The sequence below is a fragment of the Pseudoalteromonas sp. S16_S37 genome, assembly GCF_014694405.1.
Classification (GTDB): domain Bacteria; phylum Pseudomonadota; class Gammaproteobacteria; order Enterobacterales; family Alteromonadaceae; genus Pseudoalteromonas.
Genome location: NZ_JAAUWV010000002.1, coordinates 142750 through 161372, shown reverse-complemented (window position 1 = coordinate 161372; position 18623 = coordinate 142750). Strand labels below are relative to the sequence as shown.

The window sequence follows — 18623 nt, the reverse complement described above, 5'->3', positions numbered from 1 at the left end:
GAGACCACTAATCGTCGAGCTATGAGAAGAATAAACACCATACATTTTATTGGTATTGGTGGCGCTGGTATGGGCGGCATAGCGGAAGTTTTAGCATATGAAGGATATCGGATCACAGGGTCTGATATTGCCAATAATGCGATGACAGAACGGTTATTAAAAGCGGGTGCAGAAATATTTATCGGTCACCATGAAAACAATATCAAAGATGCTAACGTGGTGGTTGTATCTAGTGCGATAGATCAACAAAATCCTGAAATAAAAGCGGCTAAAGCCGCGCGCATACCAATTGTTAGACGCGCGGAAATGTTGGCCGAATTGATGCGTTTTCGCCATGGCATCGCAATTGCCGGTACCCATGGTAAAACCACAACTACAAGTTTGATTGCCTGTATTTTTGCTCAAGCTCAGCTAGATCCAACCTTCGTTATTGGTGGCTTGTTGAACAGTGCTGGAACCAATGCCAGATTAGGCACTGGAGATGTACTGATTGCTGAAGCGGATGAGAGTGATGCTTCATTCTTACATTTACAACCAATGGTCTCGGTTATTACAAACATTGAAGCAGATCATATGGATACCTACGAGGGGGATTTTGAAAAAATGAAGGATACTTATGTAGACTTCATTCACAATCTGCCTTTTTATGGTTTGGCTGTGGTGTGCATTGACTCACAAGTGGCCTCTGATCTGATCCCGCGTTTTGCACGTCCAACCATTACTTACGGTGAATCGCAGCAAGCAGACTATCGACTGCAAGATTTTAAACAAACGGTAAACAGCAGTGAGTTTACTGTGGTTACCAAAAAAGGTGAGGCAATAGCCGTTAAGCTCAACATGCCGGGTAAACACAATGCGCTCAATGCGACAGCTGCTATTGCTGTAGCTAAGGATCACAATATTGATAATATTGCCATTTTAGCCGCCTTAGAACAGTTTGAGGGCATAGGTAGACGTTTTCAACATTATGGTGAATTTGAAAATGAGCGTGGCAAAGTCATGTTGGTTGATGATTATGGTCATCATCCTTCTGAAGTGGCGGTAACAATTCAAGCTGCCCGCGCCGGGTGGCCTGACAAACGTTTGGTCATGGTTTATCAACCTCATCGTTACACGCGTACTCGGGATCTCTATGAAGATTTCGTGAAAGTATTATCTGAAGTTGATCAACTTATTTTGTTAGATGTATACAGTGCAGGAGAGGCGCCGATTGTTGGTGCTGATAGCAAAAGTCTATGCCGCAGTTTAAGACAGCGCGGAATTGAGCCAATTCATGTCGCTGATCATAGTGAGCTGTCTTTGGTACTTGCAGAAACTATGCAAGATAACGACCTTGTTATTACTCAAGGGGCGGGCAACATAGGTCAAATCGTTAAACAATTGGCTGCCAGTAACATGTCGCTAGCAGCATTACAGCAAGGTGACGCATGAATCAGTTTGGTAAAGTAGCAGTTTTATTAGGCGGTAGTTCTGCTGAGCGTGAAGTTTCTCTTAAATCTGGTGCAGCTGTCTTAAATGCTTTGCAAAGTGCTGGTGTAGACGCGATTGCGTTCGATCCGGCTCAAAGAAATCTATGGGAATTAAAAGGTTTAGCAATTGAACGTGTTTTTATCGCGTTGCATGGTCGTGGTGGTGAAGATGGCACAATACAAGGTGCCCTTGAGTATATGGGGATACCTTATACCGGTAGCGGCGTACTAGGCAGTGCATTGGCGATGGATAAAGTGCGCTGTAAGCACCTTTTTCAATCGGCAAAACTGAGCACCGCACCTTACACCGTGGTAGATGCCAACCTAGGCTTTAATGCCCAAGCCATTATTAGCGAATTTGGTAAAGTGATGGTGAAACCTTCTCATGAAGGTTCAAGCATTGGTATGGCGCAGGCAAGCACAGCTCAAGAGCTCACTGATGCGTTAAATAATGCATTCAAATTTGATGAACATGTATTAGTTGAACAGTGGATCACGGGCCGCGAATTTACGGTGGCAATGCTCGCAGACGAAGCGTTGCCAGTAATTGAAATGAGAACGCCTCGAGGGTTTTATGACTACGAGGCAAAGTATCAAGTAAATAGCACTCAGTACTTCTGCCCTGCTGATATATCTCAAGCGTATACGTCGCAACTACAGGTAATGGCGAAACATGCTTTTGATTTAGTTGGGGCTAAAGGTTGGGGACGCGTGGATGCAATGCAAGACGAAAATGGTCAGTTTTATTTACTTGAAGTCAACACAGTTCCTGGGATGACAGAGAAATCTTTAGTCCCAATGGCTGCGAAGGCGCAAGGCATAAGTTTTGAACAATTAGTTGTTCGTATTTTGGAGCAAACCCTTTAAGATGCGTGCACTTTTCGAAAAAGCCCAAAAACTAAACCAACGCCTTAATTGGTCGTTGATTTTAGGTGCGAGCTTTTTCGTGTTTGTTATGGTCAGCGTCGTGCGTGGAACCTACTGGGTTAGTGATTGGCTGGTTGAGCATAAAGACGCGCAAATCAAGCAGTTAACTGTACTTGGTAAGCCATATTATACAAAAGAAACGGATATTATAGCGGCGATAAAAGAAGTAGACTTAAGTAGCTACTTTGAGTTGGATGTTAAGTCGGTGCATAGCAAAGTGCAGGCATTACCTTGGGTCGCGCATGTCTCTGTACGTAAGCAATGGCCTGATCAGCTGCAGGTATATGTGGTTGAACATAAACCCGTTGCAATTTGGAATAGTGATTTATTGCTAAACCAGCAGGGAGATGTTTTTCAAGCTCAAAGTGAGTTACTCAGTGCTGAGCTTCCGCAGCTATACGGCCCTGAGGGCAGTGAGCAAGAAGCGTGGCAAACATTTTTGCAGTTTAAAGACATGCTCAAAGTGAATGACTTTAAGCTTGTGAGTTTAGCGCTCTCAGAGCGTTTTGCTTGGCAACTATGGCTAGATAGTGGCATTCGCCTAAATCTAGGGCGAGAGAAAATAGCTAAGCGAGTACAAAGATTTATTGATGTTTATCCAAAAATGCAGGCACCAGATGGGGCTGCGATTGATGTGATAGACCTACGTTATGATACGGGACTGGCAATTAGCTGGAAATATCCGCAAGTACAAGAACAACAAAGTAAGAGTGAAGCATGACCAAGTCAGCAGAAAGAAACCTGGTAATCGGGTTGGATGTAGGGACTTCAAAAGTGGTTGCAACCGTAGGAGAAATCACCGCGGACAATCAACTTAGTATTGTGGGCGTGGGAAACCAAGTGTCTCATGGTATGGATAAAGGTGGCGTTAATGACCTTAACCTTGTCTCTGAATCTATTCGTCGTGCGATCGATGAAGCTGAGCTGATGGCAGATTGTCGGATCAGCTCAGTTTACTTAGGTATTTCAGGCAAACATATTCAGTGTCAGAACGAAAGTGGTGTCGTTGCAATTAACAATGCAGAAGTGAGTGACGATGATATTGCGAATGTCATCCATATTGCGCGTTCAGTACCTATTTCAGCAGAGCGTAAAATGCTTCATTCGTTGCCACAAGAATATAGCATCGATATGCAAGAGGGGATCAAAAACCCTTTAGGTATGAGCGGCGTTCGTATGGAAGCAAAAGCGCATATCATCACATGCTCAAATGATATGGCTAAAAACCTAGAGAAATGTGTTGAACGATGTGGCTTACAAGTAGACCAATTAACTTTTAGCGCGTTGGCTTCTTGTTATTCTGTGCTCACAGATGATGAGAAAGAACTAGGGGTAGCTGTTGTAGATATTGGTGGTGGGACCATGGATATCGCAATTTATCTAAATGGTGCCGTGCGTCATTCTGCGGTGATCCCAGTTGCAGGCAATCAAGTGACGGGAGATATTGCAAAAATATTCCGCACCCCTATTTCTCATGCAGAATCGTTAAAAGTGCAATATGCGTGCGCAAGTAGTCAAATGGCCAGCAGTGAAGACACCATAGAAGTACCAAGTGTAGGTGGACGACCAGCACGTTTGATGTCGAGACATACTTTGTCTGAGGTGGTTGAGCCACGTTATAGAGAATTATTAGAGTTGGCGCTTGAAGAAATTCGCCGCTCAGGCTTTGAAGATCAAATCGCAGCTGGTTTGGTGATTACCGGTGGTAGCGCTAAAATGGCTGGCGCTTTAGAGGTCGCAGAAGATATTTGTCAAATGCCAGTGAGAATAGGTAAGCCTATTGGCATAACTGGTTTAACTGATTATGTTGACGATCCTGCATATGCAACTGCTGTAGGTTTGTTACAATATGGCCGAACACTGCAATCGATGAATGCACAAAAGTCGAAAGCAGAGTCGGAAGGAAGCTGGTGGAGCCGCATTGCAAAATGGTTCCAAGGCGAGTTTTAAGCTCAAGTCGGAGAGTGAAAGATGTTTGATATTATGGAACAGCACAACGAAGAAGCTGTAATTAAAGTCATCGGTGTTGGTGGCGGTGGTGGTAATGCCGTTGAACACATGGTGAAACAAGAAATTGAAGGTGTGCGTTTTATTGCAGCTAATACAGATGCGCAGGCACTTCGTAAGTCTTCTGCAGATGTAACTGTGCAATTAGGCACGCAGATCACTTCAGGTCTTGGTGCAGGCGCAAACCCAGAAGTAGGGCGTAAGTCTGCAGAGGAAGATATCGAGGCCATTAGAACTGCCCTTGAAGGCGCTGATATGGTGTTTATTGCTGCAGGTATGGGGGGCGGTACTGGTACAGGTGCTGCGCCGGTTGTTGCACGTGTCGCTAAAGAACTTGGTATTCTAACTGTTGCAGTAGTTACCCGTCCATTTGATTTGGAGGGGAAAAAACGTATGGCTGCGGCTGATCAGGGGATTGGCGAATTGTCAGAAATTGTAGATTCACTTATTACAATTCCCAACAACAAATTACTTAAAGTATTGGGTAAAGGCACTACACTTCTAGATGCGTTTGCAAAAGCAAATGATGTGTTATTTGGCGCGGTACAAGGTATTGCAGAGCTAATTACGCGCTCAGGTTTGATCAATGTTGACTTTGCTGACGTAAGAACAGTGATGTCGGCGATGGGCACTGCCATGATGGGAACCGCCTCAGCATCGGGTCCGGATAGAGCTCAAGAAGCGGCGGAAGCAGCAATCTCTAGCCCGTTGTTAGAAGATGTGGATTTAACAGGTGCTAAGGGGATCTTGGTCAATATCACAGCTGGTATGGATATTACCATTGAAGAATTTGAGATTGTTGGTAACCATGTTAAAGCACTTGCATCCGAAAACGCGACGGTTGTCGTAGGTGCTGTTATTGACCCAGAAATGAGTGACGAGCTACGTGTAACTGTTGTAGCTACAGGTCTAGGCGGTGAGCGACGCCCTCAATTTGGCATTGTGGATAATGGTTTCAAGAAAGTGGTTGGTTCTGATGCTGGCACTGCAAGTCAAGAGAGTACGCAATCGGCAGGCATGTTTGTACCAAGTTTTACACAACCGCAAACAGAAGTAAGCCAAGAAACTGTTTCTAATACAAGCTCTGCATCTAGTAAATCGCAAGGTGCAAGTTCTGAGACAGCTAAAAAGAGCAGCAAAGAAGCGGATAAAGATAAAGATAATTACTTTGATATTCCAGCGTTTTTGCGCAAGCAATCAGATTAACATCTGGTTATAGATTAAACAATTGGCAGCAGGTCGTATCTGTGATACAATCCGCCGTCTATGTGTAATAAAAGTGGGCGAAGCTATGATTAGACAACGTACAATTGCCGAAGTTGTAAAAGCAACGGGTGTAGGGCTTCATAAGGGCGAAAAGGTCACGATCACTCTCCGACCTGCGAGCGAAAACACCGGGGTGGTGTTTCGTCGTGTGGATCTTGATCCAGTCGTCGATTTTGAAACTACGCCAGAAGCTGTTGGTGATACGCAATTGTGTACTTGTTTAACTAACAAAGATGGTATTCGTCTTTCGACCACTGAGCACTTAATTGCCGCTGTAGCTGCAATGGGGATTGATAACCTTATTGTTGAGCTTAATAGCGCAGAGGTGCCGATTATGGATGGGAGTGCATTACCATTCATTTATTTATTGCAAAAAGGCGGGATTAAAGAACAAAACGTTGCCAAGCGTTTCATCCGCATTAAAGAAAAAGTGCGCGTTGAAGACGGTGATAAGTGGGCAGAAATTACTCCGTATGATGGTTTTCATATCGATTTTGAAATTGCCTTCGATCACCCTGCGATTAATGATAGTCGCCAGCGCATTGCGTTGGATATTACAACACAGAGCTTTACAGAGCAGATCAGCCGTGCAAGAACTTTTGGCTTTATGAAAGACATTGAATACATGCATGCCAACAACTTAGCTTTAGGCGGTAGTATGGATAATGCAGTTGTATTAGATGATTATAAAGTGTTGAATCCAAATGGTCTGCGTTACGACGATGAGTTTGTTAAGCACAAGATCTTAGACTGTGTGGGTGACATGTTTATGGCGGGTCACAACATTCTAGGTAAGATCACTTGCTACAAATCTGGGCATGGCTTGAATAATGCTTTGCTTCGTAAAATTATGGCTACTGAGCCAGCGTGGGAATGGGCTACATTCGATGAGCCTGTGGCGATGCCTGCACCTGGACTTGAAGTCGTAACGGCCTGAGATAAAAGACAAAAAAAATGACGCATTAAGCGTCATTTTTTTTGGCTGATTTTTGTGCGTGTGATGCAAGTTTTAGCAGTTTTGCTTGTAAGCTGGGTGGCGCGTTGCTAGCCAGCTCTTTTAACTGAGCTGCAGTATGCTCGCTCATGATGCGACCGCTTTGTTCTTCGTTTTGAGAGGAGCGCCCATTAGGATTGTGACTAGGTGAGAGCCGCTGTTGTGCTTCAGGGTTTGTGGTTATTTTTACCAAAGAGCAGTCTATCATACCTGATTGGCGAAACTGAGAGAGTATATCCATTTTCAAGTAATTCAGCCGAGTTGCAAGCGTCGCAGAGGCGGCCTCAATGATTAAAATACCATCTCTGTAATTGGCGACACGAGACTTTTTACTCAAAATAGGCCCTATTGCCCGTTCTAAACAGGCTTGCAGTTCTGCCATCTTTTTTGATTTGTCTGAGTAATTGAGCAGCTTATCTGACCACTTACCCATCAGTTCATTGAGCTGTTTTGGATCGTAGCGGTTTCTTGCCATAAATAGTATACAACCTGATTGATGAAGCTATGTAAAGTATATCTTGCTCTGTTACACAACAGAAGTTTTATTAAAACTCTTGAATTTTGTGTATTCGTACCCATCTCTCTTTACAACCTCGATTACCGAAGTCTAATCGTTATTGACTTAGTTTTATGCTGATACTGTTGCAAGCTAAGCAATGAAATCGCACTTAAATGACACAAAAATAGGTTGATTTCACTTCAGTGGTTTGCACTGTCGCTGAGTCTGGTATGATAGGGCATAATTTTAAATTATAGGCAGTACAACAAATGTATGATCATTTGTTGCCAAAGCGAAGCAGTGCGACCTCACCTGCCAAAAATATGGATATGGAGTAGGTCAGCCATCACAAGAGTGAAACGGTTTTAACATGATAGCTAATTTATTTACCAAGATTTTTGGTAGTCGCAACGACCGCACTATTAAAAACATAAGAAAAACGGTCGCCTTAATCAATGCCCTTGAAGAGCAGTACAGCGCACTTTCAGACGAAGAATTAAAAGCCAAAACGGCCGAGTTTAGGCAACGTTTTGAACAAGGTACTAGTTTAGACGACCTTTTACCTGAAGCATTTGCTACCGTACGTGAAGCGTCCAAGCGTGTGTTTAATATGCGTCACTTTGATGTCCAGATGATTGGTGGTGTGGTGTTACACGAAGGCCGCATTTCTGAAATGCGTACGGGTGAAGGTAAAACATTAACGGCGACGCTTCCAGCCTACCTGAACGGTTTAACGGGTAAAGGCGTGCATGTTATTACGGTGAATGACTATCTAGCCAAACGTGATGCCGAGACTAACCGCCCATTGTTTGAATTTTTAGGTTTAACCGTTGGTTGTAACGTGCCAGGCATGATGCCTCAGCAGAAAAAAGCGGCGTATGCTGCGGATATCACGTACGGGACAAACAATGAGTTTGGCTTCGATTATCTGCGCGATAACATGGCATTTAGCATTGAAGAGCGTGTACAGCGTCCTCTTTACTACGCGGTAGTGGATGAAGTTGACTCTATTTTGATTGATGAGGCGCGTACGCCACTAATTATTTCAGGCCCAGCGGAAGACAGCTCAGAGCTGTACACGAAGGTAAATACCTTAGTGCCGTTGTTAGAGCTACAAGAAAAAGAAGATGAAGAAGGCGTTGAAGGAGACGGTGATTTCACGCTTGATGAAAAGTCAAAACAGGTGCATCTAACCGAACGTGGTCAGCTTAAAGTTGAAGAATTATTGATTGAGAATGGCTTAATCGACGAAGGCGATTCGCTATATTCTGCAGGTAATATCACATTGTTAAGCCACGTTTATGCAGCGTTGCGTGCTCATAAACTTTACCAAAAAGACGTTGACTACGTTGTAAAAGACAACGAAGTAATTATTGTTGATGAACATACTGGCCGTACTATGGAAGGACGTCGTTGGTCTGAGGGCTTGCACCAAGCTGTAGAGGCAAAAGAAGGTGTACGCATTCAAAACGAAAACCAAACATTGGCATCAATTACCTTCCAAAACTACTTCCGCTTATATGAGAAATTGGCGGGTATGACGGGTACAGCGGATACTGAAGCATTTGAATTCCAATCAATCTATGGTTTAGATACTGTTGTTATCCCAACTAATAAGCCTATGATCCGTGATGATCGTGCAGACCTAGTTTATCTCACCCAAGAAGAAAAATTTGAAGCGATCTTAGAAGATATTCGTGATTGCCAAAAACGCGGTCAACCGGTTCTTGTTGGTACTATTTCAATTGAAAGCTCTGAGTACCTTTCGCATTTCTTAACTAAAGAAAAAATTGAACATAACGTACTAAATGCAAAATTCCACGCTCAAGAAGCTGACATTGTTGCTGATGCGGGTCTGCCGGGTAAAGTAACGATTGCAACCAATATGGCTGGTCGTGGTACCGATATTGTGCTTGGTGGTAATTGGCAATCACAAGTCGCTAAGCTAGAGAATCCAACTGATGAGCAAATTGCTGAAATAAAAGCAAAATGGAAAAAAACGCATGATGAAGTAATTGCCGCAGGTGGTTTACATATTATCGGTACCGAGCGCCATGAATCTCGTCGTATCGATAATCAGCTACGTGGTCGTTCAGGTCGTCAGGGGGATGCGGGTTCAAGTCGCTTTTATCTATCGATGGATGATGCGTTAATGCGTATTTTCGCAGGTGAGCGCATGACGAACATGATGCGCAAGCTAGGTATGCAACGTGGTGAGGCAATTGAGCATCCATGGGTTAACCGTGCGATAGAAAATGCACAACGTAAAGTTGAAGCGCGTAACTTTGATATCCGTAAACAGCTACTTGAATACGATGATGTTGCAAACGATCAGCGTCGTGTTGTGTACGAACAACGCAACGAGCTACTTGAAGAAGGTGATATCTCAGAAACAATCACGGCTATTCGTAGTGACGTATTAAACAGTACGATTGATCAGTTTATTCCGCCGCAAAGCTTAGCAGAAATGTGGGATATTTCAGGACTTGAAGAGCGTATAAAAGCGGACTTCTTACTTGAATTACCAATAGCAAAGTGGCTTGAAGAAGACCAAAAACTCTATGAAGAAAAGCTTCGCGATCGCATTATCGAAGAAGTTGAATCTGCATATAAGCAAAAAGAGTTAATGGTTGGTCCTGATGTGTTGCGTCAGTTTGAAAAGGCTGTGATGTTGCAAAGTCTAGATCAACACTGGAAAGATCATTTAGCGGCCATGGACCACTTGCGTCAGGGCATTCACTTACGTGGCTATGCTCAGAAAAACCCGAAACAAGAATATAAGCGTGAATCTTTTGAATTATTCTCAGAAATGTTAGAGAACCTAAAAGTAGACGTTGTGGGTATTTTGAGTAAGGTGCAAGTGCGTGCAGAAGAAGACGTCGAAAAAGTTGAACAGCAACATCGTCGCAGTGAACAAGCTCCTAGAGAGTACCAGCATGCAGAAGCAGAACATGTTGGCGGCGAAGTGCCAGAAGGGGCTGCTGTTGCAATCAGAGCCGAGCAAAAAGTGGGGCGTAACGAGCCTTGCCCTTGCCAATCTGGCAAAAAGTTCAAGCAGTGTTGTGGTAAGTTAAAATAAGCGATACTCAACAGATAGAATTAGAAAGCGACCTCAAGGTCGCTTTTTTGTCGGGAGATTACGATGACAAAGAAACAAGTTCATGTTGCCGTGGGGGTAATAATGAAACAGGACAAAATTTTTGTTAGCAAGCGCGGTGATAATCAGCATCAGGGCGGGTTATGGGAATTTCCTGGAGGGAAAGTTGAGCTTGGGGAAAGTGTAACGGATGCTTTGAAAAGAGAGCTGCAAGAAGAGGTCAACATTGTAACCCATAAATCACAGCCTTTTATGCTGATAGAGCATGACTATGGAGATAAGCAAGTATGCCTTGATATTCACTTGGTGACAGAGTTTTCTGGAGACGCCAAGGGGTTAGAAGGGCAGTTGTGTCAGTGGGTACAGGTCGATAAATTACATGAACTGGATTTTCCAGCAGCCAATCAAGAGATCGTGACTAAGCTACAAACCGAATTTTAACGCTGCAAGACATGATTTGTTACTGTTCCCTTTCTTTTTACTCAATTCCGAGTTTGTTTTAGGGAAGTAGGACGTTTAATATGGCTAAGTAGCTTTGATAGGACATATCATAATGAATAGAAAAATAACTTTAACTGCAGCCAGTATTGCACTGACTTTAGGTTTGCTAGGATGTAGCGAGCCGGCAAATAATACCAGCAAAACGTCTCACGAATCAGTACAAACGGCATTGGCATCGGGTATTAATTTAAACAATATCGATCGCAGCGTAAAAGCTCAAGATGACTTTTATTACCATGTAAATGGTAAATGGCTTGAGAAAACTCAAATACCTGCTGATAAGTCAAATTATGGCTCATTTACTCAATTGTATGATGAGTCGCAAAAAGCGTTAAAAACAGTATTAGAAAATGCGAAAACTAATGCTCAGGCTAAACCCGGTAGTGACGAGCATAAACTGGGCGCATTTTATGCCAGTTATATGGATGAGACTGCTCGTGAGGAGCTAGGGTTATCACCCCTTAAAACTTATTTATCAGATATCAATCGTATCAAAGATAAAAAGGATCTCCCTGCGCTAATGGCTAACATACTAACTAAAGGTGGGGACAACCCATTTGCTTGGTATGTAAACAACGATGCTAAAAACTCAAGTGAACAAGCCCTTTATCTTTATCAGTCTGGCCTCGGCCTTCCTGACTTAGATTACTACTTAGAAGATACCGAAAAGTATGAAGCGCTAAGAAAGCAATATGTTGAGTACGTTACTGAAGTATTTAGTCGCTTAGACATCGAAGATGCGAAACAGAGTGCTATTAACATCTTTGAACTTGAAAAAGCAATGTCGAAAGTTATGTGGACTCGCGTGCAAAGTCGAGATGCGACTAAAACATATAATAAAATGACACTGGCCGAAGCAAATCAGCTTATGCCTGACTTTGACTTGTCGGCCTATTTCCAAGCGCTGGGGATGGATTTGCAAGAGCTGGTTGTTAATCAGCCATCTTATTTAGAAAAGCTATCAAGTATTTTTGCACAAACGCCACTTGAAACTTGGCAGCAATATCTGACATTCCACTTTGTAAACAACCATGCGGAGTTATTAAACAAAGACATGGTGGAATTGAAGTTTAATTTCTATGGCAAGAAATTACGCGGTGTTGAAGAGCAAGCGCCAACTTGGAAAAAGGCGGTGGATGCAAGCAATGAAGTGCTTGGTGAACTGCTAGGTAAGATCTATGTTAAGCAATACTTCCCACCTGAAGCGAAAGCCAAAATGGAAAAGCTGGTTGCAAACTTAATCAAAGGGTTTGAGCATGCAATTGATGATTTAGAATGGATGAGTGCTGAGACTAAAGTTGCAGCCAAAGATAAACTAAGTAAGTTCACTCCTAAGATAGGTTACCCTGACAAGTGGAAAGATTACTCAGCACTTGAAATCAATCGAGATGACCTATTGGGCAACTACGTACGATACAACCAGTGGGCCTATCAAGACATGATTGATAAACTTGGTAAGCCTGTTGATCGTTCTGAGTGGTTTATGACACCACAAACTGTTAATGCTTACTATAACCCTGTGAATAATGAAATTGTTTTTCCAGCAGCAATTTTACAGCCGCCATTTTTTAATTTAGCGGCCGACGATGCCGTAAATTATGGTGCGATAGGTGCAGTCATAGGACATGAGCTTGGACATGGTTTTGATGATCAAGGTGCCAAATACGATGGTGAAGGTAATTTACGTAATTGGTGGAGCGAGTCTGACTTAGGGCAGTTTGAAATGCGCGGTAAGAAGTTAGTTGAACAGTTTAATCAATTTAAACCTTTTGAAGATGCCAACGTAAATGGAGAGCTTACACTTGGTGAAAACATCGGTGACTTAGGCGGTCTAACCGTTGCGTACAAGGCTTATCAACTTTCATTGGGTGAAGGAAAAGCGCCAGTTATTGATGGTTATACTGGTGAACAGCGATTCTTTATGGGCTGGGCACAAATTTGGCGTAGAAAATATCGTGACGAAGAGCTTCGCAATCGCTTAGTGACAGATCCACACTCACCTAGCCATTATCGTGTTATTGGTGTTCTACCAAACATGCCTGAGTTCTATAAGGCATTTGACGTTAAAGAGGGTGATAAGATGTATTTGGCACCTGAGCAACGTGTCAAAATTTGGTAGCGTGAAATTTTTAATATTGAGTAGCCCGCAATTAGCGGGCTTTTTTATGCTTAGCGTAGTTTCATTGCAGCAAAATGAAAAAATAATGATAGCGCTGTCATTTTTGTTTCTATATGATGAAAGAGCATAACTAAGCTATTTATTAATCAAATCGCACTTAAAATAACGACACTAAGCGAAGATATTACCGCTTTATAAAGGAGCCTAGGATGAACTTTAAACACACTTTACTCGCCAGTGCGATACTGGCAATGCCTTTAATTGCTAATGCCGCGCTGACACAAAATGAGCTGCAGCGCTTTACCAAAGGCACTGAGTTGATGTTTGCTGTTGAAGACAACTATAGTAAAGGCAAAGGTAGTTTGCTTGCGTCTATTAACTTAAAAAATGACTCTGATATTGCATTGCCAAAAGGCAAAAGTGACTGGCAGCTCTATATACACTCAATTAGAAAAATTCAGACTGAAAAAGTTGCTGGATTGAAAATAGAGCATATTAATGGTGATTTGAACCGTTTTGTACCCACCGAAGATTTTGCGGGCTTAGCTCCTGGAGAAAGCTTAAAAATAGAATTTGAAGCCAGTGCTTGGATAGCCGCATACAGTGACTTTATGCCCAGAGCATTTATGGTTGCAAACGGTCACAAGCCAGCTATTTTTGCCAATACCGATACTGAAGACTTTACACAATTCGTAGCGCCTATTGAGCGTGAAAATCAGCTAAAACGTTATAACAAACCGATAGATCACACCAAAATTGCGAATGCAGCGCTGCGTTATGAAAGAAATGCAACATCACAGGCGGTGGATAAACAAGACGCACTAAAACGTATTATCCCCAAACCAAGCAGTGTTGATTTTAATCGCGGTACTACCCAGCTGAACGAACAGTGGCAAATTCGTTATGCAGGACGCCTTAAATCAGAAGTAGAAGTATTTGTAAAAGATTTAGCTGATTTTGGTCTTCAACTCGACGCCCAACCAGATCATATCAAAGTGGGTAAACAACCAACCATTACGTTCAAAGTGGATGACACTATCGCTGGCGGTAAAGCCCAGAGCTACCGTCTAGAGATTGATGAAGAGCACATCATCATAGTCGGTTCTGATAATGCGGGGGTATTTTATGGTATGCAAAGTCTACTTGCGCTGTTTGCTCCGGAATCGCAAAGCAAGATTGAACTTCCGAATCTAGAAATTGAGGATAGCCCCAGATTTGCTTGGCGTGGCATGCACTATGACAACGGCCGCAATTACCATGGTAAAGATGCTATGTTTAAATTAGTGGAACAAATGGGCCGCTATAAAATGAACGTATTACACTGGCATTTTTCTGAGGATGAAGGCTGGCGCTTAGAAATACCTGGCTTACCAGAGCTTAGTGAAATTGGCGGTTATCGATGCTTTGATTTAAGTGAGCAAAGTTGTTTGCTTACACAGCTTGGAACTGGGCCATTCAAATCTGGTTCTGGGAATGGCTATCTATCAAGAAAAGATTTTATTGAACTGCTTAAGTTTGCAACCGCTCGACATATTAAAATCATTCCTGAAATAGAAGGGCCGGGGCACGCACGAGCATCAATTAAAGCTATGGAAGCCAGATATAATACGCTTCTAGAGCAAGGTGATAAAAAGGCTGCAAGTGCTTACTTACTCAGTGAGCCAGGAGACACATCGAAGTACCTAACTGTTCAAAATTATACAGATAACTCAATCAACGTATGTTTAGACTCCACTTACGCATTTATCGATAAAGTGACCTATGAGTTACAAAGTATGTATCGTGAAGCTGGAACCAGACTAACCAATTTACACTTTGGCGGTGATGAAGTCGGCAGTGGCTCGTGGACAGACTCAAAAGCATGCAAAGCCTTATTTGCCGAACCTAACAATGGCGTTGCTGGTGTTGCTGATTTAAAACCTTACTTTACTCAACGTGTGGCGAGTCTTTTAAATCAGCGTGGGATCACCCCAGGGGCTTGGGAAGATGGCTTAATGTATGACAAAGTGAACCCTTTCAATCGGGCTTCATTTCCAAATAAAAATGTGACTGCAAATGTGTGGGATAACATTTGGGAATGGGGAGTGGCAGATAGAGCGTACCGCCTAGCCAACGACGGCTATCAGGTGATTCTTTCACATGGCACACACTTATATTTTGATCACCCCTACGAAGCGCATCCTGAAGAGCGAGGTTATTACTGGGCAACACGTTACATCGATACTAAAAAAGCTTTTGGCTATATGCCTGACGATGTATACGCAAATGCTGATTTTACCAGCAACCGTGAGCCTATCGTCAATTTAGAAGCATTGGTTGGCCGCGAACTGCCAAAATTAGAGAAACCTGAAAATATTCTTGGTATGCAAGGGCAAGTTTGGAGTGAGACTATTCGCACTGAAGAGCAAGTTTTGAGTATGATCTTTCCACGTATCCTGAGCGTTGCTGAACGCGCTTGGCATAAGGCTTCTTGGGAAGCGTCAGGATTAAGTAGCAAAGATTTTACTAACGACTGGCTGAAGTTTGCCACAGCGTTGTCCGTGAAGGAACTGGCAAAATTAGAGAAACGCGGAGTAAAAGCGAATCTGCCAGTACCCGGTGGTGTGATTAAAGATGGGAAATTACATGCCAATAGCGCATTTCCATTTTTAACCATAGAGTATTCGTTCGATGGAGGGCAGTCTTGGCAAGCCTATTCTGATCCTGTCAAAGTAGATGACGTTCAGAGCATATTACTGAGGACTCGCCATGGCAGCAGTAATATGAGCCGCACTACAGAGCTATCTTTGTAAAGCGCCATTAAGAATAAGTAATACGGAACTAGAATTGGAAGTTTGTCTTAATTTTAGTTACATTCGTGTTTAAAAACTGACTAGTCAAAGATGAAATTTTAACGTAAAGTTAAATGTCAGCGCTGTCATTTTTTGTTTTGTTACATTGGGTGTTGTTAGTTTCAGCATCATAATAAAACACTGTAAATGCATGGCTATTAAAATAATGATATTAACTAGCAACAAGAAGAAACTTATGGAAGCAATCGTGGATATTGAAAGTAAAGACCAGCAGAGTATCTGGTTGCCTATGGTATTAGCCGGTTCAATGTTTTTTATTTTGGGCTGTATCACTTGGTTAAATGGTGCAATAACGCCGTTTTTGCAACAAATGCTTGAGTTAACACCTTTACAGGCCTCTTTTATCATCTCATCGTTTTATATCGCGGTGACTGTTGCTGGTATTCCATCGGCCATGCTCATCAAACGTGTTGGCTATAAAAATGGTATGGCAATTGGCTGTGTGATCATGGCAGGTTCTGCTCTGTTGTACATTCCAGCTGCAAAAATGCAAATGATAGAGATCTTTCTATTTGCTCAGCTGATGATTGGTGTTGGGCAAACTGTATTGCAAACAGCTGTGAACCCGTATGTTGTTAAAATGGGGTCTGAAAAATCAGCTGCGGTTCGCGTTTGTATCATGGGTTTATTGAACAAATCAGCAGGTGTTATTGTTCCTATCATTTTCGCCGCAGTTGTGGTGAGTGGTCTAGTTGAAGGTGGCGCTAAACTGACTCAAGAGCAAAAAGATATAATGGCAAATAGCTTAATTACACCTTACATCGCAATAGCAGGGTTAATTTTTGCTTTTGCGCTATTTGCTAAGTTTTCTCCACTACCGGACTTAGTATTTAACGAAGAAAGCAAAACCAGCAAAGGGGAGCTAAAAGAAACGCTATCGCACCCTCACTTAGTACTAGGTGTTATAGGTATTGCTTTATATGTTGCTGTAGAAGTTATTGCGGCTGATACGATAGGGTCGTATGCGTTGCAATTAGGGATTGCTGATTATTCAGTAATGACATCATATACAATGGGGTGTATGCTTATTGGCTATGCAATAGGTATAGCGCTTATCCCTCGTTTCATGTCACAACAAAGTGCCTTGATGATGTCAGGTATTGCAGGTATTGTAACTGCATTGGCTGTTGTACTTGGTAGCAACGATTCATTCGTGCTCTCAAATATGTTACTTGTCCCATTTGGTGGACCTCAGTTACCAGATCCGTTATTGTGCATCGCGCTATTAGGATTTGCTAATGCGATGGTATGGCCTGCAATTTGGCCGCTGGCCTTGGATGGTCTAGGACGTTTAACTGGGACTGCATCAGGCTTACTGATAATGGGTATTGCCGGCGGCGCTTTAGGACCATTATTAATAGGTATTGGCAATGCAGCTGGTTTAGGGGCGCAAGGCGCATATAGTTTAATGATCCCCAGCTACTTATTTATTCTCTTTTACGCAGTTAAAGGGCACAAAATGAGAAGCTGGAAGTAAAGAATTTCTATCTATACGTAGAAATAATCCCGTGTGTAATGCCACCGAAAGGTGGCATTTTTTTGTCTTGAATTTGCCAAAACTTACTGTGAAGCGGTCAATACTAAAATACCTAAGTGGTCTATTTTGAGGTAAGAGAACCTTGTTGGTAGCACAGCTATCCGACATGTGTAATTAAGGTGAAAATTTGTTATTGAGTTGTCTACAATGAAAAATTTAAAGACACTAACAATGATTTAAGATAACTTTTTGATTGAGATGAAATAAATCTGTAGAAAAAGATATATATCTTTTTTAATTGAACCTAAGTCCAAAAAGGAAGAAATGGGGCGACTGATGGGACTTGAACCCACGACAACCGGAATCACAATCCAGGGCTCTACCAACTGAGCTACAGCCGCCGCAATAACAACACCTCTTTGGTGTGTGGCGCGCATAATACATAAATATCTTGTACTTGCAAAGAGAAATTTCTACTTTTAGTGAAAAAAATTAGAAATAAAAAATCCTTACATAAAGGTAATATTCATATAATCTATGTATGATCCGCTCAAAATCAAAAATCGTGCCTAGGAGGCCTTATGGATACAGCTATACAATGGCTAAATGATAACTCAGATTTGTTACTTCATTTCTCGATACAGGCTGTCATAGCCTTATTGATCCTTTTTATAGGTTTAAAAGTCGCAAAAATGTGCGACAAACTGACAATAAAAGCTTTTGATAAACGAAAAATAGACAAAGCTGTGGCAGGCTTTATCGCTAATATCGTGTATGCGGCTGTATTTGCAGCAACGGTGTTGATGGCGCTGTCTCAAGTTGGCGTAGAAACGACCTCCTTTATCGCCATTCTAGGTGCGGCAGGTTTAGCAATCGGCTTGGCATTACAAGGCTCGTTGTCAAACTTTGCATCAGGGGTGTTGATCATCATCTTACGTCCGTTTAAAGCTGGAGACTATATTGAAGCCGGTGGTAAAGCGGGAAGTGTGCAAAAAATTGAGATTTTCTCGACTGAATTAAAAACACCCGACAATAAAGTCATTATTATGCCGAACTCATCGATTATGTCGGGCGCAATCGTTAACTTTTCTAGAGAAAAGACCCGCCGCATCGATTTGGTAATTGGTGTGGGCTACGATGCTGATTTAAAGCAAGCGAAGCAAGTTTTAAAATCTGTTTTGGATAAAGAAGAACGTATTCTAAAAGAACCAGCCTATAATGTGGCGGTACTAGAGTTAGCTGATTCAAGCGTTAACTTTGTTGTTCGCCCTTGGGTTAATACCTCTGATTATTGGCCTGTGTATTTTGAACTGGTCGAAAATATAAAGATTTCCTTAGATGAAGCTGGCATTACCATTCCATTCCCGCAAATGGATGTTCATCTTCATAAAGATTAATTATTGAAAGGTTATTGA

General features: G+C 42.3%; 13 protein-coding genes and 1 tRNA gene. 12 read left to right on the top strand and 2 right to left on the bottom strand.

What is annotated here, in order from left to right; all coding sequences use genetic code 11:
• Positions 1–21 precede the first annotated feature (21 nt).
• The 6 genes from murC (at position 22) to lpxC (ending at position 6606) form a co-directional block, all read left to right on the top strand.
• A complete protein-coding gene (gene murC / locus HC733_RS01715; protein ID WP_190363401.1) occupies positions 22–1431 on the top strand; it encodes a UDP-N-acetylmuramate--L-alanine ligase in 1410 nt (469 codons plus the stop codon).
• Positions 1428–2336: a D-alanine--D-alanine ligase gene (locus tag HC733_RS01710; RefSeq protein WP_190363331.1), complete on the top strand. Its 909-nt coding sequence runs from the start codon at positions 1428–1430 to the stop codon at positions 2334–2336. Before murC ends, HC733_RS01710 begins: the two co-directional genes overlap by 4 nt.
• Position 2337: 1 nt before the next feature.
• Entirely contained in the window at positions 2338–3117 is a 780-nt protein-coding gene (locus HC733_RS01705) for a cell division protein FtsQ/DivIB (RefSeq protein ID WP_190363330.1), read from the top strand.
• Positions 3114–4346, top strand: a complete 1233-nt coding sequence (ftsA, locus tag HC733_RS01700; protein ID WP_190363329.1) for a cell division protein FtsA — start codon at positions 3114–3116, stop codon at positions 4344–4346. The genes HC733_RS01705 and ftsA overlap by 4 nt, the downstream gene beginning before the upstream one ends.
• 21 nt (positions 4347–4367) lie before the next feature.
• Positions 4368–5609: a cell division protein FtsZ gene (ftsZ, locus tag HC733_RS01695; RefSeq protein ID WP_190363328.1), complete on the top strand. Its 1242-nt coding sequence runs from the start codon at positions 4368–4370 to the stop codon at positions 5607–5609.
• Positions 5610–5694: 85 nt separating this feature from the next.
• A complete protein-coding gene (gene lpxC, locus HC733_RS01690; protein WP_190363327.1) occupies positions 5695–6606 on the top strand; it encodes a UDP-3-O-acyl-N-acetylglucosamine deacetylase in 912 nt (303 codons plus the stop codon).
• 25 nt (positions 6607–6631) lie between these two features.
• Here lpxC and HC733_RS01685 read toward each other — a convergent pair whose 3' ends face one another.
• On the bottom strand, positions 6632–7138 hold the full coding sequence (locus HC733_RS01685) for a DUF721 domain-containing protein (RefSeq protein WP_190363326.1): 507 nt from the start codon (positions 7136–7138) through the stop codon (positions 6632–6634).
• Between the two features lie 394 nt (positions 7139–7532).
• On the opposite strand from HC733_RS01685, the gene secA reads away from it, so the two are divergent.
• The 5 genes from secA to nagP all read left to right on the top strand — a co-directional run bounded on the left by secA (position 7533) and on the right by nagP (position 17208).
• The gene (secA, locus tag HC733_RS01680; protein WP_190363325.1) at positions 7533–10241 is read left to right on the top strand and encodes a preprotein translocase subunit SecA; all 2709 of its coding nucleotides are present in this window, start codon (positions 7533–7535) and stop codon (positions 10239–10241) included.
• 63 nt (positions 10242–10304) lie between these two features.
• A complete protein-coding gene (gene mutT / locus HC733_RS01675; protein WP_190363324.1) occupies positions 10305–10700 on the top strand; it encodes an 8-oxo-dGTP diphosphatase MutT in 396 nt (131 codons plus the stop codon).
• A 112-nt stretch (positions 10701–10812) separates the two neighbouring features.
• The gene (locus HC733_RS01670; RefSeq protein ID WP_190363323.1) at positions 10813–12879 is read left to right on the top strand and encodes a M13 family metallopeptidase; all 2067 of its coding nucleotides are present in this window, start codon (positions 10813–10815) and stop codon (positions 12877–12879) included.
• Positions 12880–13088: 209 nt separating this feature from the next.
• Complete coding sequence (locus tag HC733_RS01665) at positions 13089–15671, top strand: family 20 glycosylhydrolase (RefSeq protein ID WP_190363322.1); 2583 nt, start codon at positions 13089–13091, stop codon at positions 15669–15671.
• Between the two features lie 235 nt (positions 15672–15906).
• Positions 15907–17208 (top strand): N-acetylglucosamine MFS transporter NagP, encoded by a 1302-nt coding sequence (nagP, locus tag HC733_RS01660; RefSeq protein ID WP_190363321.1) that lies wholly within the window; start codon positions 15907–15909, stop codon positions 17206–17208.
• Between the two features lie 325 nt (positions 17209–17533).
• On the opposite strand, the gene HC733_RS01655 is transcribed toward nagP, so the two are convergent.
• Positions 17534–17609: transfer RNA gene (locus HC733_RS01655), tRNA-His, on the bottom strand.
• A 180-nt stretch (positions 17610–17789) separates the two neighbouring features.
• Here HC733_RS01655 and HC733_RS01650 point away from each other — a divergent pair.
• Positions 17790–18605, top strand: a complete 816-nt coding sequence (locus HC733_RS01650) for a mechanosensitive ion channel family protein (protein ID WP_190363320.1) — start codon at positions 17790–17792, stop codon at positions 18603–18605.
• Positions 18606–18623: the final 18 nt, after the last annotated feature.

What these genes read in the sequence shown, in the direction of transcription:
- HC733_RS01670 (WP_190363323.1), top strand. Translation starts at nt 10,813, where the DNA reads ATGAATAGAAAAATAACTTTAACTGCAGCCAGTATTGCACTGACTTTA.
- nagP (WP_190363321.1), top strand. Translation starts at nt 15,907, where the DNA reads ATGGAAGCAATCGTGGATATTGAAAGTAAAGACCAGCAGAGTATCTGG.
- HC733_RS01710 (WP_190363331.1), top strand. Translation starts at nt 1,428, where the DNA reads ATGAATCAGTTTGGTAAAGTAGCAGTTTTATTAGGCGGTAGTTCTGCT.
- lpxC (WP_190363327.1), top strand. Translation starts at nt 5,695, where the DNA reads ATGATTAGACAACGTACAATTGCCGAAGTTGTAAAAGCAACGGGTGTA.
- HC733_RS01685 (WP_190363326.1), bottom strand. Translation starts at nt 7,138, where the DNA reads ATGGCAAGAAACCGCTACGATCCAAAACAGCTCAATGAACTGATGGGT.
- ftsA (WP_190363329.1), top strand. Translation starts at nt 3,114, where the DNA reads ATGACCAAGTCAGCAGAAAGAAACCTGGTAATCGGGTTGGATGTAGGG.
- HC733_RS01665 (WP_190363322.1), top strand. Translation starts at nt 13,089, where the DNA reads ATGAACTTTAAACACACTTTACTCGCCAGTGCGATACTGGCAATGCCT.
- HC733_RS01650 (WP_190363320.1), top strand. Translation starts at nt 17,790, where the DNA reads ATGGATACAGCTATACAATGGCTAAATGATAACTCAGATTTGTTACTT.
- ftsZ (WP_190363328.1), top strand. Translation starts at nt 4,368, where the DNA reads ATGTTTGATATTATGGAACAGCACAACGAAGAAGCTGTAATTAAAGTC.
- mutT (WP_190363324.1), top strand. Translation starts at nt 10,305, where the DNA reads ATGACAAAGAAACAAGTTCATGTTGCCGTGGGGGTAATAATGAAACAG.
- murC (WP_190363401.1), top strand. Translation starts at nt 22, where the DNA reads ATGAGAAGAATAAACACCATACATTTTATTGGTATTGGTGGCGCTGGT.
- HC733_RS01705 (WP_190363330.1), top strand. Translation starts at nt 2,338, where the DNA reads ATGCGTGCACTTTTCGAAAAAGCCCAAAAACTAAACCAACGCCTTAAT.
- secA (WP_190363325.1), top strand. Translation starts at nt 7,533, where the DNA reads ATGATAGCTAATTTATTTACCAAGATTTTTGGTAGTCGCAACGACCGC.